25 protein-coding genes and 1 other RNA gene are annotated in these 25,089 nt (G+C 61.9%); 5 read left to right on the forward strand and 21 right to left on the reverse strand.

Translation table 11 applies throughout. The features are described from left to right. Nucleotides 1-16: 16 nt before the first annotated feature. The 16 genes from ftsA to rsmI form a co-directional block, all read right to left on the reverse strand. Nucleotides 17-1,273, reverse strand: a complete 1,257-nt coding sequence (ftsA, locus tag EXN22_RS22630; RefSeq protein WP_130266159.1) for a cell division protein FtsA — start codon at nucleotides 1,271-1,273, stop codon at nucleotides 17-19. A gap of 15 nt (nucleotides 1,274-1,288) precedes the next feature. Further along, nucleotides 1,289-2,158, reverse strand: coding sequence for a cell division protein FtsQ/DivIB (locus tag EXN22_RS22635; RefSeq protein ID WP_130266160.1), 870 nt, complete (start codon nucleotides 2,156-2,158; stop codon nucleotides 1,289-1,291). 4 nt (nucleotides 2,159-2,162) lie between these two features. Beyond that, nucleotides 2,163-3,122 (reverse strand): D-alanine--D-alanine ligase, encoded by a 960-nt coding sequence (locus EXN22_RS22640; RefSeq protein WP_130266161.1) that lies wholly within the window; start codon nucleotides 3,120-3,122, stop codon nucleotides 2,163-2,165. Further along, nucleotides 3,119-4,573: a UDP-N-acetylmuramate--L-alanine ligase gene (gene murC / locus EXN22_RS22645; protein WP_130266162.1), complete on the reverse strand. Its 1,455-nt coding sequence runs from the start codon at nucleotides 4,571-4,573 to the stop codon at nucleotides 3,119-3,121. Before murC ends, EXN22_RS22640 begins: the two co-directional genes overlap by 4 nt. Continuing rightward, nucleotides 4,566-5,645, reverse strand: a complete 1,080-nt coding sequence (gene murG, locus EXN22_RS22650) for an undecaprenyldiphospho-muramoylpentapeptide beta-N-acetylglucosaminyltransferase (RefSeq protein WP_130266163.1) — start codon at nucleotides 5,643-5,645, stop codon at nucleotides 4,566-4,568. Before murG ends, murC begins: the two co-directional genes overlap by 8 nt. Then, nucleotides 5,635-6,849 (reverse strand): putative lipid II flippase FtsW, encoded by a 1,215-nt coding sequence (gene ftsW / locus EXN22_RS22655; RefSeq protein ID WP_130266164.1) that lies wholly within the window; start codon nucleotides 6,847-6,849, stop codon nucleotides 5,635-5,637. The genes murG and ftsW overlap by 11 nt, the downstream gene beginning before the upstream one ends. Then, nucleotides 6,846-8,192 (reverse strand): UDP-N-acetylmuramoyl-L-alanine--D-glutamate ligase, encoded by a 1,347-nt coding sequence (gene murD / locus EXN22_RS22660; protein WP_130266165.1) that lies wholly within the window; start codon nucleotides 8,190-8,192, stop codon nucleotides 6,846-6,848. The genes ftsW and murD overlap by 4 nt, the downstream gene beginning before the upstream one ends. Before the next feature lie 6 nt (nucleotides 8,193-8,198). Next, a complete protein-coding gene (mraY, locus tag EXN22_RS22665; protein ID WP_130266166.1) occupies nucleotides 8,199-9,281 on the reverse strand; it encodes a phospho-N-acetylmuramoyl-pentapeptide-transferase in 1,083 nt (360 codons plus the stop codon). Continuing rightward, nucleotides 9,281-10,648, reverse strand: coding sequence for a UDP-N-acetylmuramoyl-tripeptide--D-alanyl-D-alanine ligase (locus tag EXN22_RS22670; RefSeq protein ID WP_130266167.1), 1,368 nt, complete (start codon nucleotides 10,646-10,648; stop codon nucleotides 9,281-9,283). Before EXN22_RS22670 ends, mraY begins: the two co-directional genes overlap by 1 nt. Then, nucleotides 10,641-12,104, reverse strand: coding sequence for a UDP-N-acetylmuramoyl-L-alanyl-D-glutamate--2,6-diaminopimelate ligase (locus tag EXN22_RS22675; RefSeq protein ID WP_130266168.1), 1,464 nt, complete (start codon nucleotides 12,102-12,104; stop codon nucleotides 10,641-10,643). Before EXN22_RS22675 ends, EXN22_RS22670 begins: the two co-directional genes overlap by 8 nt. Then, nucleotides 12,104-13,837 (reverse strand): peptidoglycan D,D-transpeptidase FtsI family protein, encoded by a 1,734-nt coding sequence (locus EXN22_RS22680; protein ID WP_165392290.1) that lies wholly within the window; start codon nucleotides 13,835-13,837, stop codon nucleotides 12,104-12,106. Before EXN22_RS22680 ends, EXN22_RS22675 begins: the two co-directional genes overlap by 1 nt. Continuing rightward, the gene (ftsL, locus tag EXN22_RS22685; protein ID WP_130266170.1) at nucleotides 13,837-14,130 is read right to left on the reverse strand and encodes a cell division protein FtsL; all 294 of its coding nucleotides are present in this window, start codon (nucleotides 14,128-14,130) and stop codon (nucleotides 13,837-13,839) included. The genes EXN22_RS22680 and ftsL overlap by 1 nt, the downstream gene beginning before the upstream one ends. Next, nucleotides 14,127-15,074: a 16S rRNA (cytosine(1402)-N(4))-methyltransferase RsmH gene (gene rsmH, locus EXN22_RS22690; protein WP_165392252.1), complete on the reverse strand. Its 948-nt coding sequence runs from the start codon at nucleotides 15,072-15,074 to the stop codon at nucleotides 14,127-14,129. Before rsmH ends, ftsL begins: the two co-directional genes overlap by 4 nt. After that, complete coding sequence (mraZ, locus tag EXN22_RS22695) at nucleotides 15,071-15,526, reverse strand: division/cell wall cluster transcriptional repressor MraZ (protein ID WP_010220775.1); 456 nt, start codon at nucleotides 15,524-15,526, stop codon at nucleotides 15,071-15,073. The genes rsmH and mraZ overlap by 4 nt, the downstream gene beginning before the upstream one ends. Nucleotides 15,527-15,837: 311 nt before the next feature. Beyond that, nucleotides 15,838-16,197: RNase P RNA component class A (gene rnpB / locus EXN22_RS22700), an RNA gene on the reverse strand. A 67-nt stretch (nucleotides 16,198-16,264) separates the two neighbouring features. Then, nucleotides 16,265-17,059 carry a 16S rRNA (cytidine(1402)-2'-O)-methyltransferase gene (gene rsmI, locus EXN22_RS22705; protein WP_233281746.1) on the reverse strand — a complete coding sequence of 265 codons (795 nt, stop codon included), beginning with the start codon at nucleotides 17,057-17,059 and terminating at the stop codon, nucleotides 16,265-16,267. 267 nt (nucleotides 17,060-17,326) lie between these two features. Here rsmI and EXN22_RS22710 point away from each other — a divergent pair, with 267 nt between their 5' ends. From EXN22_RS22710 to EXN22_RS22730, 5 genes are all read left to right on the forward strand, one after another. After that, nucleotides 17,327-19,147 (forward strand): penicillin-binding protein activator, encoded by a 1,821-nt coding sequence (locus EXN22_RS22710; RefSeq protein WP_130266172.1) that lies wholly within the window; start codon nucleotides 17,327-17,329, stop codon nucleotides 19,145-19,147. Then, complete coding sequence (locus tag EXN22_RS22715) at nucleotides 19,147-19,518, forward strand: YraN family protein (protein ID WP_130266173.1); 372 nt, start codon at nucleotides 19,147-19,149, stop codon at nucleotides 19,516-19,518. Before EXN22_RS22710 ends, EXN22_RS22715 begins: the two co-directional genes overlap by 1 nt. Before the next feature lie 134 nt (nucleotides 19,519-19,652). Then, nucleotides 19,653-20,246 (forward strand): phosphoheptose isomerase, encoded by a 594-nt coding sequence (locus EXN22_RS22720; RefSeq protein WP_116550244.1) that lies wholly within the window; start codon nucleotides 19,653-19,655, stop codon nucleotides 20,244-20,246. Further along, nucleotides 20,243-20,821 carry a BON domain-containing protein gene (locus EXN22_RS22725; RefSeq protein WP_130266174.1) on the forward strand — a complete coding sequence of 193 codons (579 nt, stop codon included), beginning with the start codon at nucleotides 20,243-20,245 and terminating at the stop codon, nucleotides 20,819-20,821. Before EXN22_RS22720 ends, EXN22_RS22725 begins: the two co-directional genes overlap by 4 nt. A 91-nt stretch (nucleotides 20,822-20,912) precedes the next feature. Next, a complete protein-coding gene (locus EXN22_RS22730) occupies nucleotides 20,913-21,131 on the forward strand; it encodes a YgdI/YgdR family lipoprotein (RefSeq protein ID WP_130266175.1) in 219 nt (72 codons plus the stop codon). 50 nt (nucleotides 21,132-21,181) lie between these two features. Here the strand turns inward: EXN22_RS22730 and EXN22_RS22735 are convergent, their stop codons facing one another. The 5 genes from EXN22_RS22735 to petA all read right to left on the reverse strand — a co-directional run bounded on the left by EXN22_RS22735 (nucleotide 21,182) and on the right by petA (nucleotide 24,952). Then, nucleotides 21,182-21,613 carry a ClpXP protease specificity-enhancing factor gene (locus EXN22_RS22735; RefSeq protein ID WP_130266176.1) on the reverse strand — a complete coding sequence of 144 codons (432 nt, stop codon included), beginning with the start codon at nucleotides 21,611-21,613 and terminating at the stop codon, nucleotides 21,182-21,184. A gap of 17 nt (nucleotides 21,614-21,630) precedes the next feature. Next, complete coding sequence (locus tag EXN22_RS22740; RefSeq protein WP_130266177.1) at nucleotides 21,631-22,248, reverse strand: glutathione S-transferase N-terminal domain-containing protein; 618 nt, start codon at nucleotides 22,246-22,248, stop codon at nucleotides 21,631-21,633. A gap of 117 nt (nucleotides 22,249-22,365) precedes the next feature. Then, nucleotides 22,366-23,148 carry a cytochrome c1 gene (locus EXN22_RS22745; RefSeq protein WP_130266178.1) on the reverse strand — a complete coding sequence of 261 codons (783 nt, stop codon included), beginning with the start codon at nucleotides 23,146-23,148 and terminating at the stop codon, nucleotides 22,366-22,368. Further along, on the reverse strand, nucleotides 23,148-24,359 hold the full coding sequence (locus EXN22_RS22750; RefSeq protein ID WP_130266179.1) for a cytochrome b: 1,212 nt from the start codon (nucleotides 24,357-24,359) through the stop codon (nucleotides 23,148-23,150). The genes EXN22_RS22745 and EXN22_RS22750 overlap by 1 nt, the downstream gene beginning before the upstream one ends. Then, the gene (petA, locus tag EXN22_RS22755; RefSeq protein WP_010220763.1) at nucleotides 24,359-24,952 is read right to left on the reverse strand and encodes a ubiquinol-cytochrome c reductase iron-sulfur subunit; all 594 of its coding nucleotides are present in this window, start codon (nucleotides 24,950-24,952) and stop codon (nucleotides 24,359-24,361) included. The genes EXN22_RS22750 and petA overlap by 1 nt, the downstream gene beginning before the upstream one ends. Nucleotides 24,953-25,089 lie beyond the last annotated feature (137 nt).

Genomic DNA, 25,089 nt, shown 5'->3' on the forward strand with positions numbered 1-25,089 from the left:
CTACTGCTTTGAAACTTTAAAAGTTGCCCTGGACCCAACGTTTGAAGCGTTCGAACGCTGGAGCCTTCGGTTCATCGCCATAGCTGTTGCTGCTGCTGATACCGGTCAGGGTCAAGCCGTCGGACTGCTTTTGCAGGCCGTAGGTCAAAAGGCCCACACCGGTGGAATAGATCGGGTTGCGCACCACATCGCTAAGGCCGCGAACACTGTGCGGCACGCCCAGGCGTACCGGCATGTGGAAGATTTCCTCGGCAAGTTCCACCGCACCTTCCATTTTCGAGGTACCGCCGGTCAGGACGATGCCCGCCGGTACCAGGTCTTCGTAGCCGCTGCGACGCAGTTCGGCCTGAATCAGGGTAAAGAGCTCGTCGTAACGCGGCTCGACCACCTCGGCCAGGGCCTGGCGCGACAGTTCGCGCGGCGGACGGTCGCCGACGCTCGGCACCTTGATGGTTTCACCGGCGCCGGCCAGCTTGGCCAGGGCGCAGGCGTAACGGATCTTGATCTCTTCGGCGTACTGGGTCGGCGTGCGCAAGGCCATGGCGATGTCGTTAGTCACCTGGTCGCCGGCAATCGGGATCACTGCGGTGTGACGGATCGCGCCTTCGGTGAAGATGGCGATGTCGGTGGTACCGCCACCGATATCGACCAGGCACACGCCCAGCTCTTTCTCGTCATCGGTCAATACCGAGTAGGCCGAGGCCAGTTGCTCGAGAATGATGTCATCGATTTCCAGACCACAGCGACGCACGCACTTCTCGATGTTCTGCGCGGCATTGACCGCGCAGGTGACCACATGGACCTTGGCTTCCAGACGCACGCCGGACATGCCCAGGGGCTCGCGTACACCCTCCTGGTTGTCGATCACATAGTCCTGCGGCAGGGTGTGCAGGACCCGCTGATCGGCAGGAATAGCCACGGCCTGGGCGGCGTCGAGCACGCGCTCAAGGTCGGCCGCACTGACTTCACGGTCGCGAATCGCGACGATGCCGTGGGAGTTCAGGCTGCGAATGTGATTGCCGGCAACACCGACGAACGCCGAGTGAATCCGGCAGCCGGCCATCAGTTGCGCTTCTTCGACCGCGCGCTGGATCGACTGCACGGTGGACTCGATGTTGACCACGACGCCCTTCTTCAACCCGCGCGAGGGGTGAGTGCCGATACCGACGATCTCCAGAGTGCCGTCGGCGGCGACTTCACCCACCAGAGCCACAACCTTGGAGGTGCCGATATCCAGCCCGACGATCATTTTGCCGCTATGCGCATTTGCCATGGGTCCTGCCTCTCTCTAATTCTTCGCAACGGCGGGTTGGGCCGTCGTCGGTGCAATCGGTTCCCGCCAGCCAACGGCCAGGCCATTGGCATAACGCAGATCGATGCGGGCGATGTTCGTGATCTGTTCTTTGAGTGTCTTGTCGTAAATGGCAATGAAGCGGCGCATCTTTTCCACCAGATGATCGCGTCCCAGCAGCAGTTCGATACCTGGCCCAGCGCTTCCGGCACCGGTGGTCAGGAACCAGCTGCCGCGCTCGCGCAACTCCAGCCGGGCAATCGAAAAGCCCATCGGCCGCAACATCTGGCTCAGGACCTGATATTGCTGCATTACTTTTTGCTGCGCCCGCTGCGGCCCGAACAGCTGCGGCAGGTGCTCGTAATTGGCCAGCTCGCGCGGGGTGAAGGCCTGGCCCTGGTTATTGAGCAAGGCTTCGTCACCCCAGCGCGCGACGGGCAACTGTTCTTCCAGGCGGATCACTACTTCATCCGGCCAGACCCTGCGCACTTCGGCGTGGGCGATCCAGGGCATCTGCTCCAGTTCCGCACGCATGCTTGCCAGGTCGACGGTGAAGAAGCTTGCCGCCACGTACGGGGCGATCCGCTGCTGCACCGCCTGCTGGCTGATGTAACTGAGGTCACCTTGCACGGCGATCTTGGTGATCGGCCGGTCGGCGTACGGCATCAGGCGCTGGGCGCCTTCATAGGCGCCAAAGCCGGCGACGACCAGCAACACCGGCCACAGCAGGCGCTTGAACACACTGAAGTTGGCCTTGGGCAGGCGCGCCGACAGTGGCTCCTTGGCCACCATCCGGCTGGCACCACGCGGCACCGGCTTGTTACGGCCGGGGGCGGGTTGCTGATGACGTAACATCGCGCCTTGCATGGGCTTAACCTCGCGCCTCTACGCTGGCCGCCAGGATCGCCAGCACCAACTGCTGGAAGTCCAGACCGGCCGCACGTGCTGCCATGGGGACCAGGCTGTGATCAGTCATGCCTGGTGCGGTGTTGACCTCGAGCAGCCAGAAACGCCCCTGCTCGTCCTGCATCACGTCCACGCGCCCCCAGCCGGCGATGCCAACGGCGTCGCAGGCACGGGCGGTCAGGTCGATCAGCTCTTGCTCTTTCGTCGCGTCCAGGCCACACGGGATGCGGTACTGGGTATCGTTGGCGATGTACTTGGCGTCGTAGTCGTAGAAGGTATGCGGGGTACCCAGGGCGATTGGCGGCAAAACCTGGCCACGCAGTACGGCCACGGTGAACTCCGGACCCTTGATCCATTGTTCAACCAACACTTGCGAGTCGTAGGTGGCGGCGTCTTTCCAGGCGGCGATCAATTCGTCGACGCTGTTCACTTTCGCCATACCGATACTGGAGCCTTCATGGGCCGGTTTGACGATCAAAGGGAAGCCCAGTTCCGCGCCTGCAGAAATACAATCGGCTTCGCTGCTGAGCACGGCGTGACGCGGGGTCGGAATACCCAGGCTGTGCCAGACCTGTTTGGTCCGCAACTTGTCCATGGCCAGCGCCGAGGCAAGGATGCCACTGCCGGTGTAAGGAATACCCAGGCACTCCAGCAGGCCCTGCATGCTGCCGTCTTCACCGCCACGGCCGTGGAGGATGATGAAGGCGCGATCGATCTTCTCGCTTTGCAGGCGATCGAGCAGGTCGTCACCGACGTCGATGGCGACCACGTCGACACCGGCGCTGGTCAGCGCTTGGATGACTGCGGCACCGGATTTGAGCGAAACCTCGCGCTCGGCGCTCTTGCCGCCGTAGAGCACGGCGACGCGGCCGAAATCTTTGACCGCCAAGGTCGAGTGCAATTTGTCGTAGGCATTAACAGTCATTTGGACTTCCCCTGACTGGCAACGGCACCAGCGAACAACGGACTCTTGAGCAATTGCGGGGCCAGGCCACCGATGTCACCGGCCCCCTGGCACAGCAGGATGTCACCGGCGCGCAGCAGCGGCTTGACCAGCGGCGCCAGCTCAATGCCGCGCTCGATGTAGATCGGGTCAAGCTGACCGCGCTGGCGGATGCTGTGGCACAGCTGGCGGCTGTCGGCACCGGGAATCGGCTCTTCGCCGGCCGGGTAGACTTCCATCAGCAACAGCACATTGGCATCGGCCAGGACCTGGACGAAATCGTCGTACAGATCACGGGTACGGCTGTAGCGGTGCGGCTGGTAAACCATCACCAGGCGCCGCTCAGGCCAGCCGCCACGCACGGCCTTGATCACCGCCGCGACTTCGGTCGGGTGGTGGCCGTAGTCGTCGACCAGCATCACGCTACCGTTATCCACCGGCAGTTCGCCGTAGACCTGGAAGCGCCGCCCTACCCCCTGGAACCCCGAGAGGCCCTGGACGATGGCTTCATCGCTGATGCCTTCGTCGGTGGCAATGGCAATGGTTGCCAACGCATTGAGCACGTTGTGGTTGCCCGGCATGTTGACCGACACGTCCAGCGGCTCGCGATCGCGGCGCAGCACGGTGAAGTGGGTCTGCATGCCCGACTGGCGAACATTGATCGCGCGCACGTCGGCTTCTTCGCTGAAACCGTAAGTGACCGCCGGGCGCTTGACCTGCGGCAGGATCTCGCGCACCACCGGGTCGTCCAGGCACATCACCGCCAGCCCATAGAACGGCAGGTTGTGCAGGAACTCGACGAAGGTCTTCTTCAGCTTGTTGAAGTCGCCTTCGTAGGTCGCCATGTGGTCGGCGTCGATATTGGTGACCACCGCGACCAGCGGCTGCAGGTGCAGGAAGCTGGCATCGCTCTCATCGGCTTCGGCGATCAGGTAACGGCTGGTGCCCAGCTGGGCATTGGTGCCGGCTGCATTGAGGCGGCCACCGATGACGAAGGTAGGGTCCAGGCCACCCGCGGCAAATACCGAGGCCAGCAGACTGGTGGTGGTGGTCTTGCCGTGGGTACCGGCAACGGCGATGCCGTGGCGGTAGCGCATCAGCTCGGCGAGCATCTCGGCCCGTGGTACCACCGGAATGCGCCGCTCGAGGGCAGTAGCAACTTCCGGGTTGGCCGTGTTGATGGCGCTCGACACCACCAGCACATCCGCGCTGGCAGCGTTTTCGGCACGGTGACCGATGAAGATCTGCGCACCGAAGGATTCCAGGCGCTCGGTGACCGGCGAGGTCTTGAGGTCGGAGCCCGACACCTGGTAACCCAGGTTCAGCAGCACTTCGGCAATACCGCACATGCCCACGCCGCCGATGCCGACGAAGTGGATGCGGCGGATACGGCGCATTTCCGGTTGCGGGATGGCTTTCTTGCTTTCAACCATGGGCCACCTCCAGACAGATATCGACCACGGTGCGGGTAGCCGCGGGCTTGGCCAGGCGCCGGGCAGTGGCGGCCATGGTGGTGAGTTTTTCCGGTTGCATCAGCACCTCGTTCAGGCGTTCAGCGAGTTGCGCTGCGCCAGTTGTCGCTTGTGGCATCAGGAAGGCAGCGCCTTCACGGGCCAGATAATGGGCGTTGTGGGTCTGGTGGTCGTCGATGGCATGGGGCAAAGGCACCAACATCGACGGCAAGCCGGCCGCAGCCAGCTCGCTGACCGTCAGCGCACCTGCGCGGCAGACCACCAGGTCAGCCCAGCCATAGGCTTGGGCCATGTCCTTGATGAACGGCTCTACCTGAGCCTCGACACCGGCCTGGCGATAACGCTCGGCGGTAATCTGGTCATGCTGCTTGCCGGCCTGGTGGAAAACCTCGGGACGAATGTCCTCAGCCACCTGGGCCAGGGCCAGAGGCAGCAATTTGTTCAAAGGCTCGGCGCCCAGGCTTCCGCCGAGCACCAGCAAACGGGGTTTGCGCACGCCCAGAGGCTCACGCGGAGTGTCCATGAACAGCTCGCTGCGCACCGGGTTACCGGTGGTGCGCAGTTTGTCCGACGCCGTGAAGGTGTCGGGGAAAGCTTCGCAGACTCGGCCAGCCAAGGGCACCAGTAGCCGATTGGCGGTACCGGCGCGGGCGTTCTGCTCGTGAATCACTACCGGCACGCCGCACAGCCGCGCAGCGACGCCACCGGGGCCGGTCACGTAACCACCAAAGCCGACCACGCACACCGGCTTGAGCTGACCAATGATCCGCCGCGCCTGCAACACCGCCTTGACCAGGGTGAATGGCGCCTTGAGCAGCGACAGCTTGCCCTTGCCACGCAGGCCGGTGACCTGGATCAAGTGCAACGACAGGCCAGCCTGGGGCACCAGTTCATTCTCGATACCGCGCGGGGTGCCCAGCCAGTGCACGCTGTAACCACGCGCCTGGAACTCACGGGCGCAGGCCAGTGCCGGGAACACGTGGCCCCCGGTGCCGCCCGCCATGATCAGTACGTTCTTGCCGTTAACGGCCATGATTCGGCTCCTCGGCAAAATCGCTTTCATCGAATTCGTGTTCTTCACTGCCCAAGTGCGTACGGCTCTCCCATTCGATGCGCAGTAGCAAACCGACACAGGCACAGCAGATCACCAGGGAGCTGCCGCCGTAGCTGAGGAACGGCAGGGTCAGGCCCTTGGTCGGCAGTAGACCGACGTTCACACCGATATTGATCAAAAACTGACCGATCCACAGGAACGCCAAGCCGAAGGCCATGTAGGCGGCAAAGAACTGTTTGGCTTTTTCTGCCCAAAGGCCGATGTACAGCGCGCGCACGGTGACGAACACGAACAGCGCCACGGTGACCAGCGAACCGACTACGCCGAGCTCTTCCGCCAGCACCGAGAAAACGAAGTCGGTGTGCGCTTCAGGCAGGTAGAACTGCTTCTGCACGCTGTTGCCCAGGCCAACGCCGAGCCACTCGCCGCGACCGAAGGCGATCAGCGCCTGGGTCAACTGGTAACCGGAGCCGAACTGATCCGACCAGGGGTCGGTAAAGGTGATCAGTCGCGCCATCCGGTAAGGCTGGGCCTGAACCAGGACGAACACCGCCGCCACCGCCAGCACCACCATCAGACTGAAGCGGAACAAGCCGACGCCGCCGAGGAACAGCATCGCCGCCGCCGCGCCCATCATCACTACCGTGGCACCGAAGTCCGGCTCCATCAGCAGCAGGCCGGCCATCGGCAGCAGGACGATGAACGGCTTGAAGAAGCCCATCCAGCTTTCACGCACTTCGCGCTGGCGACGCACCAGGTAACCGGCCAGATAGATGACCACGAAGACCTTGGCGATTTCCGAGGGCTGGACGTTGAAGAAACTGAAGCCGATCCAGCGCATCGAACCGTTCACCTCGCGGCCGATGCCCGGTACCAGCACCAGCACCAGCAGCGCGAAGGCGCCAACCAGCATGGTGAAGCCCATCTTCTGCCAAGTGGCGATCGGCACCATCATGGTGACGATGCAGGCAAAGATGCCGATGGCCACGTACACCAGGTGGCGGAACATGTGATACAGCGGGTTGCCCGACTGCGCCGCGGCCACTTCCGAGGACGCCGAGGTGATCATCACCAGGCCAATGCCCAACAGCGCCAGGCAACCGGCGAGCATGGCGAAATCCAGGTCGATGCCGCGACCGCTGATCAGCGGCGATGGATAAGGCTTGATGATGCCGAAGATCATGCCAGCCCTCCTACGGCTTGGGCGAACAGGCGCCCACGCTCTTCGAAGTTCTTGAACATGTCCAGGCTCGCGCACGCCGGCGACAGCAACACGGCGTCGCCAGGCTGGGCCTGTTCGGCGCAGGCCAGAACAGCCTCCTCAAGGGTTTTGACGCGGATCAGCGGCACGCTGTCGCCGAAGGTCTCGGCCAGGCGCTCGGCATCACGGCCAAGCAGCACCACAGCACGGCAATTGGCCGCAACCGGAGCCTTGAGCGCGGCGAAATCGGCACCTTTGCCATCGCCACCGGCGACCAATACCAGCTTGCCGTCGATGTCTGCGCCAAGGCCTTCAATGGCCGCTAGGGCGGCGCCGACGTTGGTCGCTTTGGAGTCGTCGTACCAATTCACCCCGTTGCGTTCACGAAGCCACTGGCAACGGTGTGCCAGGCCCGAGAAGGTGCGCAGGCTGGACAGCATGGCATCCATCGGCAGGCCGACAGCGTGGCCCAGGGCCAGGGCCGCCAGCGCGTTGGACTGGTTATGGGCACCGCGAATCTTCAGCTCGCGCACCGGCATCAGTTGCTGAAATTCGAAGGCCAGGTACTTCTCGCCATCCTCTTCACGCAGACCGAAGGCCTTGAAGTCGGGAGCGTTCAGCCCGAAGGTCCAGACCGGCTGGCCCTCGGACAGCAACGGCCGGCTCAGGGCGTCCTGGCGGTTGACCACCACCTGGCGAGCACCCCGGAAGATCCGGTGTTTGGCCAGGTGATAGGCCGGCAGGCCGCTGTAACGGTCCATGTGGTCTTCGCTGACATTGAGCACAGTGGCCACTTCGGCATTGAGCTGGTCAGTGGTTTCCAGCTGAAAACTCGACAGCTCCATCACGTACAACTCGATGTCGTCACTGAGCAGGTCCAGCGCCGGAGTACCGAGGTTGCCGCCGACCGCCACACGCTTGCCTGCCGCCGCAGCCATTTCACCGACCAGGGTGGTGACCGTGCTTTTTGCGTTGGAACCGCTGATGGCAATGATCGGCGCCCGGGCGTTGCGGGCGAATAGCTCGATGTCGCCCGACAGCTTCACGCCACGGGCCGCGGCCTGCTGCAGGGCCGGGGTAGCCAGGGCCAGGCCGGGGCTGACATACAGCTCGTCGGCACGGCAGAGGAACTCCACGTCCAGCTCGCCACAGCGCACTTCCACCTGCGGGAAATCACGACGCAGGGTGTCCAGTTCCGGCGGGTTCTCACGGGTGTCGGCGACCGCAAAGGCAACGCCCCGGTTCGCCAGGAAGCGAACCAGGGACATGCCGCTCTTGCCGAGGCCGACAACGATGCGGAAGTGGTCAGAAGCGATCAAGGACACGCGTTTCTACCTCAGTTTCAGGGTGGCAAGGCCGATCAGCACCAAAATCACGGTGATGATCCAGAAGCGGACGATCACCCGAGGCTCGGGCCAACCCTTGAGTTCAAAGTGGTGGTGGATCGGCGCCATGCGAAATACGCGCTTGCCGGTCAGCTTGAACGAAGCCACCTGGATCACCACCGACAAGGTCTCCATGACGAACACACCGCCCATGATGAACAGGACGATTTCCTGGCGCACGATCACGGCGATGGTGCCCAGTGCAGCGCCCAGTGCCAGGGCACCGACGTCGCCCATGAACACCTGGGCCGGGTAGGTGTTGAACCACAAGAAGCCCAGGCCGGCACCGATCAGCGCGCCGCAGAACACGATCAGCTCACCCGCGCCCGGGACGTAAGGGATCAGCAGGTATTCGGCGAATTTCACGTTACCCGACAGGTAGCAGAAGATGCCCAGGGCGCCGCCGACCATGACAGTCGGCATGATCGCCAGGCCATCGAGGCCGTCGGTGAGGTTCACCGCGTTACTGGAACCGACGATGACGAAATAGGTCAGGACCACGAAACCGATGCCCAAAGGAATGGTGACATCCTTGAGCATCGGCACGATCAGGGTGGTTTCGACGCTGGTCGGGGCGGTCATGTACAGGAAGATTGCAGCGCCCAGACCAAACACCGATTGCCAGAAATACTTCCAGCGGCTAGGCAGGCCGCGCGAGTTCTTCTCGATTACCTTGCGGTAGTCATCGACCCAGCCGATGGCGCCGAACAGCAGGGTGACGATCAGCACCACCCAGACATAACGGTTGCTCAGGTCGGCCCACAGCAAGGTGCTGATGCCGATGGCAGAAAGAATCAGCGCACCACCCATGGTCGGGGTGCCGGACTTGGACAGGTGCGATTGCGGGCCATCATTGCGGACCGCTTGGCCGATCTGGCGAATCTGCAGGGTACGGATCATCCATGGGCCCAGCCACAGGGCCAGCGACAACGCGGTCAGTACACCCAGAATCCCGCGCAGGGACAGGTACTGAAAGACCGCGAAGCCTTTGTAGAACTGTTGCAGATACTCAGCCAGCAGCAGCAGCATTAATGTTTCTCCCCGCTGGAACCGCACAAAGCCACCACGACGTTCTCCATCGCAGCGCTGCGCGAACCCTTGATCAAAATAGTGGTATTGATGGCCTGCTCGGCGCGAACGGCGTCGATCAGGTCAGCTTGATTAGCGAAATGTCGGGCATTGGTGCCGAACGCTGCTACCGCATGGGCCATGTTGCTGCCCACTGCATAGAGCGCCGAAACCTTGTCTTTGGCGTACTCGCCTACCTGCCGATGCCCTTCCTCAGCCCACTGGCCCAATTCGCCGATATCCCCGAGCACCAGGACGGTGCGGCCGGAAAAGCCGGCGAGTATATCAACGGCGGCGCACATGGAGGTGGGGTTTGCATTGTAAGTGTCATCAATTACCCGCACGCCGCTGGGCGCCATCTGCACCACCGTGCGGCCCTTGACCGGTTGCACGGCATCGAGGCCCTGGACGATGCCGTCCAGCGTCAGACCAAAGGCATGGGCGGCAGCGGCGGCGGCCAATGCATTGGCAACGTTGTGGGTGCCGAGCAGGTTGAGCTGGACACGGCCTGTACCCAACGGGCTGTGCAGGTCGAACGCTGGGCAACCGCGCTCGTCCTGGGCGATGTTGCCGGCGTAAAAGTCCGCAGCGGCGTTGCTCAGGGCGAACGTCAGCACCCGGTGACTGCCAGCGCGCTGTTTCCAGATGCCGAAGGCCTTGTCATCAAGGTTCAATACGGCCACGCCATCCTGCCCCAGACCTTCGAGGATCTCGCCCTTGGCTTCGACAATCTTCTGCGGCCCGCCGAACTCGCCGACATGAGCGGTGCCGGCATTGTTGATCAGCGCTACCTGTGGCGTGGTCAAGCCGACGGTGTAGGCGATTTCGCCGACATGGTTGGCGCCCAGCTCGATGACTGCTGCGGTGTGTTGCGGTGCCAGTTCGAGCAGGGTCAGAGGCGCGCCGAGATCATTGTTCAGATTGCCGCGCGTCATCAGTACCGGGCCACGAGTGGCGAGGATGCTGGCGAGCATTTCCTTGACCGTGGTCTTGCCGCTGGAGCCGGTGATGGCTGCGACCGGCTTGTCGAACGCGGCGCGGTTCAGGGCGCCCAACTGGCCCAGGGCCAGGCGGGTATCGGCGACCACCAGCTGCGGCAGGTTGCTGCCCGGCACTTCGCGTTGCACCAGGGCAGCGACGGCGCCCTTGGCAGCAACGTCGTCCAGGTAATCGTGACCGTCAAAACGCGGCCCGGCCAGGGCAACGAACAACTGCCCGGCAGTGATTGCACGGCTGTCGATGCTGACGCCATTGAAGGTTGCGTCCTGGCCAGGCAGGCGGCCCTGCAGGGGGGCAATCAGCTGACTGAGTGACAATGGCTTAAGCATGCGGGGCCTCCCACGCGGCGAGAGCTTTCTCGGCTTCGACCAGGTCGGAAAAGTCATGGCGCTCGCCGTTGATTTCCTGATAGTCCTCATGCCCTTTGCCGGCCAGAACGATGACATCATCCACGCCAGCACCGGCAATCAGCTGCGCAATGGCAGCGCCGCGACCGGCAACGAACTCGACGGCATCAACCCTGGCAAAGCCCGGACGAATATCGGCGAAGATTTGCTGTGGATCTTCAGTACGCGGGTTGTCGTCGGTGACCAGTACACGGTCAGCCAGGCGCTCGGCCACTTCGGCCATCAATGGACGCTTGCCGCGATCGCGGTCGCCGCCGCAGCCAAACAGGCACAATAACTGGCCTTTGGCATGCGGGCGCAGCGCCTGCAACACTTGCTCCAGGGCATCGGGCGTGTGGGCGTAATCGACCACTACCAATGGTTTGCTGCCACCACCCAGGCGCTGCATACGGCCAATCGGGCCTTCCAGCGCAGGAGTGACGGCAAGAATTTCATCCAGCGCGTAGTCCAGCGCCATCAGGGTACCGACTGCGGCCAGCATGTTGCTCAAGTTGAAGCGACCAAGCAGGCGGCTGCGCAGGGTACGCTCGCCCTGAGCGGTGACGATCACCGCGCGCACGCCATCGTCGTCAAAATGCGCTTCACGGCAGTACAACGAAGCGCTGCTGTCTTTGAGGCTGTAGCTGATCAGACGCGACTCGGCATGCTCACCCGCCAGGCGGCGGCCGAAGTCATCATCCAGGTTGACCACCCGGCAGCGCAGGTTCGGCCAGGCGAACAGGCGCGCCTTGGCGCCTTCGTAGGCCTGCATGCTGCCGTGGTAATCCAGGTGATCGCGGGACAGGTTGGTCATCACCGCGATATCGAATTCCAACGCCGCAACCCGGCCCTGATCCAGGGCATGGGAAGAGACCTCCATGGCGACGGCTTTCGCTCCGCCCTTCTTCAGGTCATTGAGGGTCGCCTGCACGGCAATCGGATCTGGCGTGGTCAAGCGGCCGCTTTGCAACTCACCATAGAAACCGGTGCCCAGGGTGCCGATCAGGCCGCAGCGCTGACCGAGTTTGTCCAGGGCCTGGGCCACCAGTTGAGTCACACTGGTCTTGCCGTTGGTGCCGGTGACTCCCACCAGATCCAGCTGACGGCTCGGCTCGCCATAAAAGCGCCCGGCAATATCCGACAACTGCGCAATCAGGCCTTTGACCGGAATCAACGGCACACTGGTAATCGGCAGCACGGTCGCGCCCTGCACTTCATAGGCCACAGCGGCCGCGCCGCGCTTGAGCGCATCGGCAATGTGTTCGCGACCGTCAACCTGTGCACCAGGGACCGCCAGAAACAGGTCGCCCGGACGTACATTACGGCTGTCCAGGGTCAACTCGCGAATCGACGGATCGCTGCTGGCCTGGGTAAAAAGCTTGCTCAATGGCATTGTCATCAACCACGCCCTCCTTTGGCGGGCGCAGCATTGACCTGCTGCGGTGGAGTTGCCGGCGGCAGGTTGTCCGGCGGAATGTTCATCAGACGCAACGTACCGGACATCACCTTGCTGAACACCGGCGCCGAGACCAGGCCGCCGAAGTAGCCGCCCTTGCTCGGTTCATCAATGACCACGACCACGGCATAACGCGGGTCGCTCATCGGCCCGAAGCCGGCAAACAGCGAACGGTACGAGTTTTCGGTGTAGCCCTTGGAACCGATAGTGGCTTTACGCGCCGTACCCGACTTGCCGCCCACGTGATAGAACGGCACCTGGGCACGGAACACCCCGCGCGGCGCTTCAATAACCTGCTGGACCATGCCCTGGATGGTCTCGGCGACTTCCTTGGGCACCACCTGGGTGGACTCCGGCGTCTTGTCGACCTTGAGGATGCTCAGCGGCACCATCTTGCCGTCGTTGGCCAGCGCCGCGTAGGCATGCACCAGTTGCAAAGCGGTGACCGACAGGCCGTAGCCGTAGGACAGCGTAGCCGTCTCGGCCTTGCGCCATTCACGGTGGTTCGGCAGGTTGCCGACGCGCTCGCCCGGGAAGCCCAGGCCAGTATATTGGCCCAGCCCCAACTGGGACATCACCCGGTAGATCGACTCGCCACCGATATCGAAGGCGATCTTGCTCATGCCGACGTTACTGGAGTTGATCAGAATGCCGGTCAGGTCAAGGATCGGACCTTCGCTCTTGGACACGTCGCGAATGGTGTAACGGCCCAACTGCAAGGTGCCCGGATAAACCTCGACCTTGTCGGTCGGCTTCCAGCGCCCGCTTTGCAGGGCCGCACTCATGGACAGCGGCTTGACCGTCGAGCCGGGCTCGAACACGTCGATGATCGCCCGGTTGCGCATGGCTGCCGGGAACATGCTGCGACGGTTGTTGGGGTTGTAGGTCGGCTGGTTGACCATGGCCAACACTTCGCCAGTCTTGACGTCGAGGATCACCAGGCTGCCGGCCTTGGCTTCCTGCTCGGCAATGGCGTTGCGCAGTTCGCGGGTCGCCAGGTATTGCAGGCGCAGGTCGATCGACAACGCCAAGGTCTTTCCGGCCTTGGCGTTTTTGGTTACCTGGATGTCCTTGATCAGCCGGCCGCGCCGGTCCTTGATCACCTGTCGCTTGCCGGGCACGCCGGCCAGCCACTCATCGTAGGCCAGCTCCACCCCTTCGCGACCATGGTCGTCGAGGTCGGTAAAACCAACCATGTGCGCGGCGACATCGCCGGCCGGGTAGAAACGACGAAATTCCTCGATGCCATAGACACCGGGAACCTTGAGGTCGAGCACCACCTGGCCCTGTTCCGGGGTCAGGCCGCGGACCAGATAAATGAACTCCTTGCTGGCCTGCTGCTCCAGGCGCGCCGACAGTTGCTGCGGATCCTGCTTGAGCGCGGCAGCCAGGGCCGGCCAGCGGTCTTTGGCCGCCTGCATTTCTTTCGGGTTGGCCCACAGGGTGGTCACCGGGGTACTGACCGCCAGCGGTTCGCCGTTACGGTCGGTGATCAGCCCGCGGTGCGCAGGAATAGGAATATGCCGCAGGCTGCGGGCGTCGCCCTGGCCCTTGAGGAAGGCACGGTCGACCACCTGCAGGTCGATGATGCGCCAGGCAATCGCGCCGACCATCACGGCCAGCAAGGCAATGACCACGCGAAACCGCCACGGGTAGAGGGCGCCTTCAAGCTTCATCATGGCGCCACCATCCGTACTTCGTCGGCCGCAGGGATACGCATCTTCAGCTGTTCGCTGGCGAGGCTCTCGATGCGGCTATGGGCGGTCCAGGTGCTCTGTTCAAGAATCAACCGGCCCCATTCGGCCTGCGCCTTGTCGCGTTCGCTGAGCTCGCCGAACAAGGTGTTGAGCAACTGACGGTTCCAGTGCGCGCTGTAGGACACCGCCACCGAGGAAACGAGCACGGCAACAAACAGCAGAAGCATCAGGAAGCTTCCGCCTGGCAAAGGCTTGGCGAACAAGCGGCTCACCGCAGCTTCTCGGCGACGCGCATGACCGCGCTACGCGAACGTGGGTTGGCCTTGAGCTCGGCCTCGGAGGCGAACTGGGCCTTGCCGTGGACCTTGATCTTCGGCTCGAAATGCTTGTGCTGGACCGGCAGATTGCGCGGTAGATTGTCAGCCTCGCCCTTGACCAGCTTGCGCATGAACAGCTTGACGATGCGATCTTCCAGGGAGTGGAAGCTGATCACCACCAGGCGCCCGCCGACTTCCAGCGCTTCGAGCGCAGCCTCAAGGCCGGCCTCAAGATCACCCAGTTCGTTGTTGACGTGAATACGCAGGCCCTGGAACGCACGGGTAGCCGGGTTCTTGCCCTTCTCCCAGGCCGGATTGGCGACCTTGAGCACTTCGGCAAGGTCGGCGGTGCGTTCGAACGGCTGGATTTCTCGACGTGCAACCACGGCGTTGGCCATCCGTTTGGCAAAACGCTCTTCGCCATATTCCTTGAATACCCGCGCAATCTCTTCGGCTGACGCGGTGGCGATGAACTGCGCGGCACTGACACCCCGGCTTGGGTCCATGCGCATGTCCAGCGGGCCATCGTTCATGAAACTGAAGCCGCGCTCCGGGTCATCGAGTTGGGGCGAAGAGACGCCAAGATCGAGCAGAATGCCGTTGACCTTGCCGTTGATACCGCGCTCGAGCGCTTCGGCGCCCAGCTCGGCAAAACTGCGCTGCACAATGACAAAGCGGCCGTCTTCGGCCGCCAGCGCTTGCCCGGTGGCAATCGCTTGAGGATCTTTGTCAAAACCCAGCAACCTGCCCTGCGGCCCGAGCTTGCTGAGGATCAAGCGGCTATGCCCGCCGCGACCGAAGGTGCCATCCAGATAGCAGCCATCGGCGCGTACGGCGAGAGCCTCGACGGCTTCGTCAAGCAGTACGGTGATGTGGTTAAAGCCGCTATCTATAGTCACAGGATCAAATCACGCAGTTCATCAGGCATGGCGCCCGGTTGTTGGATAGCTGCAAGGTCGGCTGCCGAAACCGCGTTCCAGGCATCCTCGTCCCACAGCTGAAATTTGTTCAGTTGCCCCACCAGCATTGCCTTCTTGTCGAGCTTGGCGTACTCGCGCAAACGCGGCGGCACCAGGAAACGCCCACTGCCATCAAGCTCCAGATCCACCGCATTGCCGATCAGCAAACGCTGCAGGCGACGGTTCTCTTCACGCAATGACGGCAACGCGCGCAACTTGGCTTCAATCAGCTCCCACTCATCGAGGGGATATACACATAAACAGGGATCAACCGCATCGATGGTCACGATCAACTGCCCGGAACTACGCGAATCGAGCTCGTCACGGTACCGGCTCGGCATGGCGAGACGACCCTTGGCGTCGAGGTTGATGGCGTTGGCTCCGCGGAACACGGCTGCGATTCCCCACAATGTTAGCGTTTTTGTGTCAGAAAACCCACTTCGTGCCACTTTCTGCCACTTGCGCACACTATAGGAATCCGCCTACCACACCGTCAAGGCACGCTTATAAGGAAATCCCTTACAGATCGGAGATTTAGCGCACACAGAGAGGATACAAGGACAATCCGGAAGGGATTTTGACGAAAAAACTCAAACCCACTCATACGGATAGCGAGCGAAGTTAAAGTAATTTATTAAGAGTAAGAATTTTTCGGTATTACGAAGGCTCATCTGCTATCGATTCAAGCAGAAGGAGGGAAAAGGTGGAGAGTCGATCTGTAAGCCGGGTTCTGTCGAGGACAGTCATTCCTCTACGACGGCCATCACTGGACGCCTTTAGCAACCTACCCGGTTCCAACGCGGGCCGCGCCATATGGAACCCTATTTGGTCTTGCTCCGAGTGGGGTTTACCTAGCCACGAACTGTTACCAGTCGTGCGGTGCGCTCTTACCGCACCTTTTCACCCTTACCGGCACCGAAGTGCTTAGGCGGTTATTTTCTGTGGCACTTTCCGTAGGCTCACGCCCCCCAGGCATTACCTGGCACTCCGCCCTATGGAGCCCGGACTTTCCTCCCCCCTCTATTGCGGAACAATAGAAGGCAGCGACTGTCCAATCGACTCTCCGCTGCAAAGGTTAACGGTAGCGGGCTCCAAGAACAAGCGCTAAAACAGATAATAGCACTATAGCATCAGTGGTCTTTCTGTTTTTCCAGTGCCGCCTGGTACAGCAGGTTCTTGCGCACCCCAGTGATTTCCGCAGCCAAGGCAGCGGCTCGCTTGAGCGGCATCTCCGCCAGCAGCAGATCAAGGATACGCATGGCCTCGCTGCTCACCGCCTGCTCGTCCTCTGGCGCGCTGTAGCCCGCCACCAGCACCACACACTCACCACGCTGCTGGTTACTATCAGCCTCGACGAAGGCCCGCAACTGCGCCAACGGCAACCCCTTGAGGGTTTCGAAAGTCTTGGTCAGCTCACGAGCCAGCAGCGCCGGCCGCTCGCCACCGAACACCTCTTCCATATCCTGCAGACATTCAAGAATCCTGTGCGGTGCTTCGTAGAAGATAAGCGTACGCGGCTCTTCCTTTACCTGACTCAGGCGTGCACGACGCCCTACAGCTTTGGCCGGCAGGAAACCTTCGAATATGAAGCGGTCCGACGGCAGGCCGGCGGCCGACAACGCCGCGATCAAGGCGCAGGCGCCCGGCACCGGCACCACCGCAACGCCTGCGGCACGGGCCTGGCGCACCAGATGATAGCCAGGATCGGAAATCAGCGGTGTGCCGGCGTCGGAGATCAGCGCGATGTTATCCCCGGCCAACAGCCGGGTGAGAAAGCGGCTGCCCTCATCGCGCTCGTTATGCTCGTGGCACGCAGCCAGCGGTGTATTGATGCCAAAATGTTGCAACAGACGAATGGAATGACGGGTGTCCTCGGCGGCGATCAGCGCCACGTCGCCGAGCACTTTCAAAGCCCGGGCACTCATGTCATCCAGGTTGCCGATCGGCGTGGCCACCACATAAAGCGTGCCGGAAGTGGTTTGGGAAGCCCCTGGAACATCAGTCACTGCACACACCTGTCGTCATGATCAAAGCGCCATTGTAGCCCGAGACCTGGCAACATTGGGCAACCAGAGACGCCACAAAGCCGCGCCGCACGACCTATATTGAAGGATTAACGCCAGCAAGATCGCGCCCCGGCCAGCGCTTGGGTACAATTGCCAGTTAATTTGATCGAGTAACAGGACCCTTACATGATCGCTTGCCTGCGGCTGTTCACAGCCCTTTGCCTCGCCGCCCTGCTGGCAGCCTGCGCCAGCTCGCCCTCGTCGAGCCTCGGCGAACTGCCGCGCACACCGGATGCCAGCATCGAGCAACTGCTTGAACAGGCCACCACCAGCAAGACGCCGGAGCAGGCCGCCTTGCTGCGCCTGAGCGCCGCCGACATGGCCTACAAGCAAAAGGACAATGCCCGCGCTGCGCGCATCCTCGAGCAAGTGCCGCTGGAGCAACTCAAACCGGCCCAGCAGATCTTCGCCAGCACCCTGGCGGCAGAACTGGCGATGAGCCGCAACCAGCCGAAAATGGCCCTGACCGCCATGAGCCACCCGAGCCTGGCGCGCCTCAACGAGCTGCCGGACGACCAGCAGGTGCGCACCCGCAGCGTGCATGCCGCCGTGCTCGAAGCCAACGGCCAGCCGCTGGCCGCAGCCCAGGAGCGCGCCCAACTGACGCCGCTGCTCAAGGGCGAGGCCGCCAACGCCAACAATGACGCGATCTGGAACCTGGTTGCCGCCACCCCGCGCGAGCAGCTCAAGGCCCTGAGCGCTGGCACCGACACCATGGCCGGCTGGGCCAGCCTGGCCTTGGCGGTAAAAGGCGCCGGCACCGTCGAACAGCAACAGGCTGCCATCGATGCCTGGCGTGCCCAGCATGCCGATCATCCGGCTGCAGCGCAGTTGCCACCCTCGCTGATCAAGCTGATGGAGCTGACCAGCCAGCCGCTGACCAAGATTGCTCTGCTGCTGCCCCAGGAAGGCCAACTGGCCGGTGTCGCTCGCGCCCTGCGCGACGGCTTCATGGCCGCCCACTTCCAGGCCCAGCAAGCCGGTCAAAAGCCGCCGACCATCGAAGTCTTCGACAGCTCGCGCCTGACCTCGCTGGACGACTTCTACCGCCAGGCCCAGGCCTCGGGCGTGCAACTGGTGGTTGGCCCGCTGGAAAAACCACTGGTGAAAAAACTCGCCGCCTACCCGCAACTACCCATCACCACCCTGGCCCTGAACTACAGCGATGCAGGCCAGAAAGGCCCCGAACAGCTGTACCAGTTTGGCCTCGCCGCTGAAGACGAAGCTCGCGAAGTCTCGCGCCGGGCCCGCGCCGACGGCAAGGTGCGCGCCGTGGCCCTGGTACCGAAAGGCGAATGGGGCGACCGCGTGCTCAAGGCTTTCCGCCAGGACTGGGAAGCCAACGGCGGTACCCTGCTGGCTGCCCAGCACATCGATCAGCCGGTCGCCTTGGCCCAGCAGATCGCCGACCTGTTCCAGTTGCGCCAGAGCGAAGGCCGCGCCAAGAGCCTGCAAAACACCGTGGGCGGCGCCGTATCGGCCCAGCCTTCGCGTCGCCAGGACATCGACTTCATCTTCCTCGCCGCCACCCCGCAGCAAGGCCAGCAGATCAAGCCGACCCTGAACTTCCAGTACGCCGGCGACGTACCGGTGTACGCCACCTCGCACGTGTACAGCGCCAGTGGCGACGTCAACCAGTACAACGACATGAACGGCGTGCGCTTTTGCGACACCCCATGGCTGCTCGACAGCGGCAACCCACTGCGCCAGCAGGTCGAGCGCCAATGGCCGCAAGCCGCTGGCAGCCTGGGCCGCCTGTACGCCATGGGTATCGACGCCTTCAGCCTGGCGCCGCGCCTGGGCCAGTTGCGCGCACTGCCTGAGAACCGCATCGACGGCCTGTCCGGCAGCCTGAGCATGAACGAAAACCAGCGCATCGAGCGGCAACTGCCCTGGGCCGAGTTCTCCGGCGGCCAGATCAAGCGCCTGCCCGATACCCCACGCTAATGCCCGACAGTTCGCGCAAGCAGGCCGGCCAGGCCGCCGAACGGCAAGCCCTTGAATACCTTCAAGGGCAAGGCCTGCAACTGCTGGCGCAGAACTGGCGATGCAAACGCGGCGAGCTTGATCTGGTCATGCTCGACAGCGATACAGTAGTATTCGTCGAAGTCCGCTACCGGCTGCACGCGGACTTTGGCGGTGCGCTCGCCAGTATCGACGGGCGCAAGCAGGACAAACTGGTGCTTGCCGCCGAGTCTTTTCTGCAAAAGGAACCACGCTGGGCCAACCACCCCTGCCGTTTCGATGTCATCGCCTTGCAAGGCAGAGGCCATTCGGGCCCGCCACTGGACTGGCTGAAAAACGCCTTCGAGTGCTGAACCCGCAATAGCCACGCCCCATTACCCCTACAACTTTTTTGCTCTTTGCTTCACGGGCTGCACAGTCATGTGCCGGGACCTTTTTTGTATACTCCCGACGCGCCCGGCCAGCCGCCCTACTTAAGGTCACACTGATGGACATGCAATCCCGAATTCGCCAGCTTTTTCAGGCCAGCATCAACACCAAGCAACAGGCGATGGAAGTCCTTGCACCACACATCGAGCAAGCCAGTCAGGTCATGGTCAATGCGCTGCTCAACGAGGGCAAGATGCTTGCCTGCGGCAACGGCGGCTCGGCCGGCGATGCCCAGCACTTCTCTTCCGAACTGCTCAACCGTTTCGAGCGCGAACGCCCGAGCCTGCCGGCCATCGCCCTGACCACCGACAGCTCGACCATCACCTCGATCGCCAACGACTACAGCTACAACGAAATCTTCTCCAAGCAGATCCGCGCCCTGGGCCAGCCCGGCGACGTGCTACTGGCGATTTCGACCAGCGGTAACTCGGCGAACATTATTCAAGCGATCCAGGCCGCACATGATCGCGAAATGATTGTCGTAGCTCTGACCGGACGCGATGGTGGCGGCATGGCCTCGCTGCTGCTGCCAGAAGACGTCGAAATTCGTGTTCCGGCCAACGTCACCGCACGTATCCAGGAAGTCCACCTGCTGTCGATCCACTGCCTCTGCGACCTGATCGACAGCCAACTGTTCGGGAGTGAAGAATGACCCCTAACCGCCTCGGCCTGCTGGCCCTGACCCTGTGCCTGAGCCTCACCGGTTGCAGCTCGATAATCACCGCCAGCCGCGACAAGCCGATCGAGGACGACCGCGGCACCCGCACCTTCGGCAGCAAGATCGATGACTCGCTGATCGAGACCAAGGTTTCGGTGAATGTCGCCAAGGCCAACCCTGACCTGGACAAGAACTCGCACATCGTTGTCAGCAGCTTCAACGGTATCGTCCTGCTCGCCGGGCAAACCCCGCGCGCCGACCTCAAGAGCCTCGCCGAACAGGCCGCCGGCCAGGTTCAACGCGTGAAGAAAGTGCACAACGAACTGCAGGTGCTGCCGCCCTCCTCGCTCCTGGCGCGCAACAACGACGCCTGGTTGACCACCAAGATCAAGACCCAGATGCTCACCGACAGCAACATCCCCGGCTCGCGCATCAAGGTGATCACCGAGAACGGCATCGTCTACATGCTCGGCCTGCTGACCCAGCAGGAAGCCAGCCGCGCCACCAACCTGGTGCAGAGCGTGTCGGGCGTGCAGAAGATCGTCAAACTGTTCGAATACATCGACTAATAAACCTATCGCGGGGCAAATCGGATCGCCGCATCGCCGCTCCTACACAGTGGGAGCGGGCTTGCCCCGCGATCATCGCCAAGGAATCACCATGAAAAACGGCCTGCTGCCAACCCTGCTGATTGGCGCCTTCGCCACCCTGGCCGGCTGCTCCACCCCAAGCCAGATTACCCTCAACGACGGCCGTGAATTCCAGGCCGTCGACGCGCCTCGCTACGATCGCGCCGCCGGCTTCTACGAGTTCAAGCAACTCGACGGCAAGCTGATCAAGGTCAACAAGGACCAGGTGCGCACCATCACTGACCTGTAATCCAGGCCGGCAGACACAAAAAAGGCGATCCCTGCGGATCGCCTTTTTCGTTACTTGACCACCTTCAGGCTTGGACGCCCGCTAGGTCGTGGCGGCTGGCCACCGGCCGGTGGACCGTCGTCATCCGGCTCAACGGTCTCATCCTCTTCTTCGTCTTCATCGTCGAGCAGCGGCGGCTCGAGCTCAAAGACCATGCCCTGGCCGTTCTCCCGGGCATAAATACCCAGAATCGCACCGGCCGGCACAAACAGGGTGTGAGCAACGCCGCCAAAGCGGCCCTCGAAGCTCACAGCGTCGTTATCCATGTGCAGGTGACGTACGGCACTGGGTGAGATGTTCAGGACGATCTGACCGTCACTGGCGAAGCTCTGGGGTACTTGCACGGCCGGGTATTCGGCATTGACCAGCATATGTGGCGTGCAGTCGTTGTCCACGATCCACTCATAGAGGGCGCGGACCAGATAGGGGCGACTGGAGTTCATCGACAGCTCCTTAAAACCTAGCGCATTTCACGTTCAGCAGCGGACAGGCTTGCCTGGAAGGCTTCGCGGGCAAACTGTCGCTCCATGTAATCGAGCAACGGCTTGGCCGGCCGCGGCAGTTCGATACCCAACAACGGCAAACGCCAGAGTATGGGCAATAGACAACAATCGACCAGACTTTGCTCCTCACTGAGGAAACAAGGCTTGTCGGCAAACAACGGCGACACCCCGGTCAGGCTCTCGCGCAATTCCTTGCGCGCCTGGACGCGCGCGGGCTCCTTGCTACGCGGATCAAGGATCAGGTCCACCAGCGCACACCAGTCACGCTGGATTCGGTGAATCAGCAAGCGGCTGTTGGCCCGTGCCACCGGATACACCGGCAACAGCGGCGGATGCGGATAACGTTCATCGAGGTATTCCATCACCACGGTCGACTCGTACAACGCCAGGTCGCGATCGACCAGGGTTGGTACGCTGCCATAGGGGTTCACTTCAACCAGCTTGGGCGGCAGGCGACCAGGATCGACATTGATGATCTCGACACTGACACCCTTCTCGGCGAGAACGATGCGCACCCGATGAGAATAATGGTCAGCGGGGTCGGAGTAGCAGGCTAACCGGTTGGTCACGCCCATAGTGGTCCTCCTCGCGTATGAATTTATAAAAGCTGCAAATGCAAACGCGCCCTGGAGGCACCCCTGTGATCCAGAGGCGCCCCAGGGCGCGTTCAACTACCAGAAACTACTGCGTGATCAGTGCACGTCCTTCCAGTATTCGCGCTTGAGCAGGTAAGCGAATACGAAGAAGAAGGCCAGGTACAGCAGCACATAAGTACCGATGCGCTGGCTTTCCAGTTTGACCGGGTTGGCCGAGTAGGCCAGGAAGGTCACCAGGTTCTTGACCTTCTCGTCGAACTGCTCTGGCGTCAGGGTACCGGATTTCGGCTCCACGGTCAGCTGGTCGCACGCTTCATGGGTCAACGGCGAGCCGGTCAGCGGGTCGTATTGCTTCTTGCCATCGACCACAGTCTGCACTTGCTTGCAGCCAATCACCTGGTTGCCTTGCAGGCCAACCAGCACGTTAGGCATGCCCACGTTCGGGAAAACCTTGTTGTTCACTCCGTACGGACGCGACTTGTCCTCATAGAAGCTGCGCAGATAGCTGTACAGCCAGTCGGTACCGCGTACACGGGCAACCAGGGTCAGATCAGGTGGCGCTGCACCGAACCAGGTCTTGGCATCGTCCGGTTTCATGCCGATCTTCATGTGATCGCCAATCTTGGCGCCTGTGAACACCAGCTTCTCGAGCATCAGCTCGTGAGGAATACCCAGGTCATCGGCAACCCGCTCGTAACGCTGGAACTTGGCGCTGTGGCAACCCATGCAATAGTTTGCGAAGGTGCGGGCGCCGTCCTGCATGGCAGCCTTGTCGGTCAGATCGATATCCACCTTGTCCAGCACCGGGCCATGCTCGGAAGCGGCGAAGGCCAGCGTTGGCATCAGTGCCATGATCATTACTGCAAATAGCTTTTTCATCAGCCAGTCACCCTTTCCGGAACCGGTTTGGTCTTCTCGAGCCTGGTGTAGAACGGCATCAGAATGAAGTAGGCGAAATACAGGAAGGTGCATACCTGCGAGAGCAAGGTCCGACCCGGGGTTGGCGCCAGAACGCCGAGCACACCCAGGATCACGAACGAGATGCAGAACACCACCAGCCAGCTCTTGCTCATCCAGCCCTTGTAGCGCATGGACTTGACCGGACTACGGTCCAGCCACGGCAGGACGAACAGCACGGCAATCGCAGCACCCATGGCAATGACACCCAGGAGTTTGTCTGGCACCGCCCGCAAGATTGCGTAGAACGGTGTGAAGTACCAGACCGGGGCAATGTGCTCAGGGGTCTTGAAGGCGTTGGCCTGTTCGAAGTTCGGTTTTTCCAGGAAGTAACCGCCCATTTCCGGGAAGAAGAACACGATTGCACAGAACACGAAGAGGAACACGACGACGCCGACGATATCCTTCACGGTGTAGTACGGGTGGAACGCGATGCCATCCAGCGGCACGCCGTTTTCGTCTTTGTGCTTCTTGATGTCGACGCCATCAGGGTTGTTCGAACCCACCTCGTGCAGCGCCAGGATGTGCAGCACCACCAGGCCGAGGATGACGATCGGCAGGGCCACCACGTGCAGGGCGAAGAAGCGGTTCAGGGTGATGCCGGAGATCAGGTAGTCACCGCGGATCCACTGGGTCAGGTCGTCGCCGATCACCGGAATGGCACCGAACAGCGAGATGATCACCTGGGCACCCCAGTAGGACATCTGGCCCCACGGCAGCAGGTAACCCATGAAGGCTTCAGCCATCAGCGCCAGGTAGATCAGCATGCCGAACACCCAGACCAGCTCGCGAGGCTTCTGGTACGAGCCGTACAGCAGGCCACGGAACATGTGCAGGTAAACGACGATGAAGAATGCCGAAGCCCCGGTGGAGTGCAGGTAGCGCAGGATCCAGCCGTATTCGACGTCACGCATGATGTATTCGACCGAGGCGAACGCCTCTTCGGCCGAAGGGGTGAAGCTCATGGTCAGCCACACACCGGTGACGATCTGGTTGACCAGCACCAGCAGGGCCAGGGAGCCGAAAAAGTAGAAGAAGTTGAAGTTCTTCGGGGCGTAGTACTTGCTGAGATGGTCTTCCCACATCTTGGTCGCGGGGAAGCGGGCGTCAACCCAATCCATTAACTTACTCATCACGCGTTCTCCTGATCGACGCCGACGACGATGATGTCGTCCGACTCATAAGAGTGCGGCGGCACTGGCAGATTGAGCGGTGCCGGCTGCGATTTGTAGACGCGGCCAGCCAGGTCGTAGTGGGAACCGTGGCACGGGCAGAAATAGCCACCGACCCACTTCGGACCCAGGTCGACAGGTGCCACTTCCGGGCGGAAGGTCGGCGAACAGCCCAGGTGGGTGCACAGACCGACCAGCACGAGAATCTCCGGCTTGATCGAGCGGTTCGACGGATCGACGTAGGTCGGCTGCACCGAAGCCTTGGACTCGGGGTCGGAGAGGTCGCCGGTAATCTTCTTGAGGTTACCGAGGATCTCTTCGGTACGACGGACGATGAACACCGGTTGGCCGCGCCATTCAGCAATCATCTGCTGACCAGGCTCTACCTTGGCGATATTGACCTTCACCGGTGCACCAGCGGCTTTCGCCTTGGCACTGGGAAACCATGACCCTACGAACGGGACCGCAGCCCCCACCGCTCCTGCAGCACCCACCACGGATGTGGCTGCTACGAGGAAGCGACGCCGGCCTGCATTGACGCCGTCATTGCTCATTCAGTCCTCTCCCATCAGCTTTATGGCCTGTTGCAACAGGCATCTACTAAGTAATTTCTGAACCGCTAAAAATTTGCCGCATGGTAATGAAAAGACCCTTCTCTGACAAGGTGATTAGCCTAGTGCCACCCCGCTAT

Origin of the sequence: Pseudomonas tructae, assembly GCF_004214895.1 — a bacterium.
In the GTDB taxonomy this organism is placed as follows: Bacteria; Pseudomonadota; Gammaproteobacteria; order Pseudomonadales; family Pseudomonadaceae; genus Aquipseudomonas; species Aquipseudomonas tructae.

Bases quoted from the DNA above. Each gene is read 5' to 3' on its own strand.
- EXN22_RS22670 (WP_130266167.1), bottom strand. From the start codon at position 10,648: ATGCTTAAGCCATTGTCACTCAGTCAGCTGATTGCCCCCCTGCAGGGC.
- EXN22_RS22730 (WP_130266175.1), top strand. From the start codon at position 20,913: ATGAAAAACGGCCTGCTGCCAACCCTGCTGATTGGCGCCTTCGCCACC.
- EXN22_RS22750 (WP_130266179.1), bottom strand. From the start codon at position 24,359: ATGAGTAAGTTAATGGATTGGGTTGACGCCCGCTTCCCCGCGACCAAG.
- EXN22_RS22725 (WP_130266174.1), top strand. From the start codon at position 20,243: ATGACCCCTAACCGCCTCGGCCTGCTGGCCCTGACCCTGTGCCTGAGC.
- EXN22_RS22735 (WP_130266176.1), bottom strand. From the start codon at position 21,613: ATGAACTCCAGTCGCCCCTATCTGGTCCGCGCCCTCTATGAGTGGATC.
- ftsA (WP_130266159.1), bottom strand. From the start codon at position 1,273: ATGGCAAATGCGCATAGCGGCAAAATGATCGTCGGGCTGGATATCGGC.
- mraY (WP_130266166.1), bottom strand. From the start codon at position 9,281: ATGCTGCTGCTGCTGGCTGAGTATCTGCAACAGTTCTACAAAGGCTTC.
- rsmI (WP_233281746.1), bottom strand. From the start codon at position 17,059: ATGAGTGCCCGGGCTTTGAAAGTGCTCGGCGACGTGGCGCTGATCGCC.
- ftsW (WP_130266164.1), bottom strand. From the start codon at position 6,849: ATGATCTTCGGCATCATCAAGCCTTATCCATCGCCGCTGATCAGCGGT.
- EXN22_RS22715 (WP_130266173.1), top strand. From the start codon at position 19,147: ATGCCCGACAGTTCGCGCAAGCAGGCCGGCCAGGCCGCCGAACGGCAA.
- EXN22_RS22740 (WP_130266177.1), bottom strand. From the start codon at position 22,248: ATGGGCGTGACCAACCGGTTAGCCTGCTACTCCGACCCCGCTGACCAT.
- EXN22_RS22680 (WP_165392290.1), bottom strand. From the start codon at position 13,837: ATGAAGCTTGAAGGCGCCCTCTACCCGTGGCGGTTTCGCGTGGTCATT.
- EXN22_RS22710 (WP_130266172.1), top strand. From the start codon at position 17,327: ATGATCGCTTGCCTGCGGCTGTTCACAGCCCTTTGCCTCGCCGCCCTG.
- EXN22_RS22675 (WP_130266168.1), bottom strand. From the start codon at position 12,104: ATGACAATGCCATTGAGCAAGCTTTTTACCCAGGCCAGCAGCGATCCG.
- EXN22_RS22635 (WP_130266160.1), bottom strand. From the start codon at position 2,158: ATGCAAGGCGCGATGTTACGTCATCAGCAACCCGCCCCCGGCCGTAAC.
- EXN22_RS22720 (WP_116550244.1), top strand. From the start codon at position 19,653: ATGGACATGCAATCCCGAATTCGCCAGCTTTTTCAGGCCAGCATCAAC.
- murC (WP_130266162.1), bottom strand. From the start codon at position 4,573: ATGGTTGAAAGCAAGAAAGCCATCCCGCAACCGGAAATGCGCCGTATC.
- murG (WP_130266163.1), bottom strand. From the start codon at position 5,645: ATGGCCGTTAACGGCAAGAACGTACTGATCATGGCGGGCGGCACCGGG.
- petA (WP_010220763.1), bottom strand. From the start codon at position 24,952: ATGAGCAATGACGGCGTCAATGCAGGCCGGCGTCGCTTCCTCGTAGCA.
- EXN22_RS22640 (WP_130266161.1), bottom strand. From the start codon at position 3,122: ATGACTGTTAATGCCTACGACAAATTGCACTCGACCTTGGCGGTCAAA.
- EXN22_RS22745 (WP_130266178.1), bottom strand. From the start codon at position 23,148: ATGAAAAAGCTATTTGCAGTAATGATCATGGCACTGATGCCAACGCTG.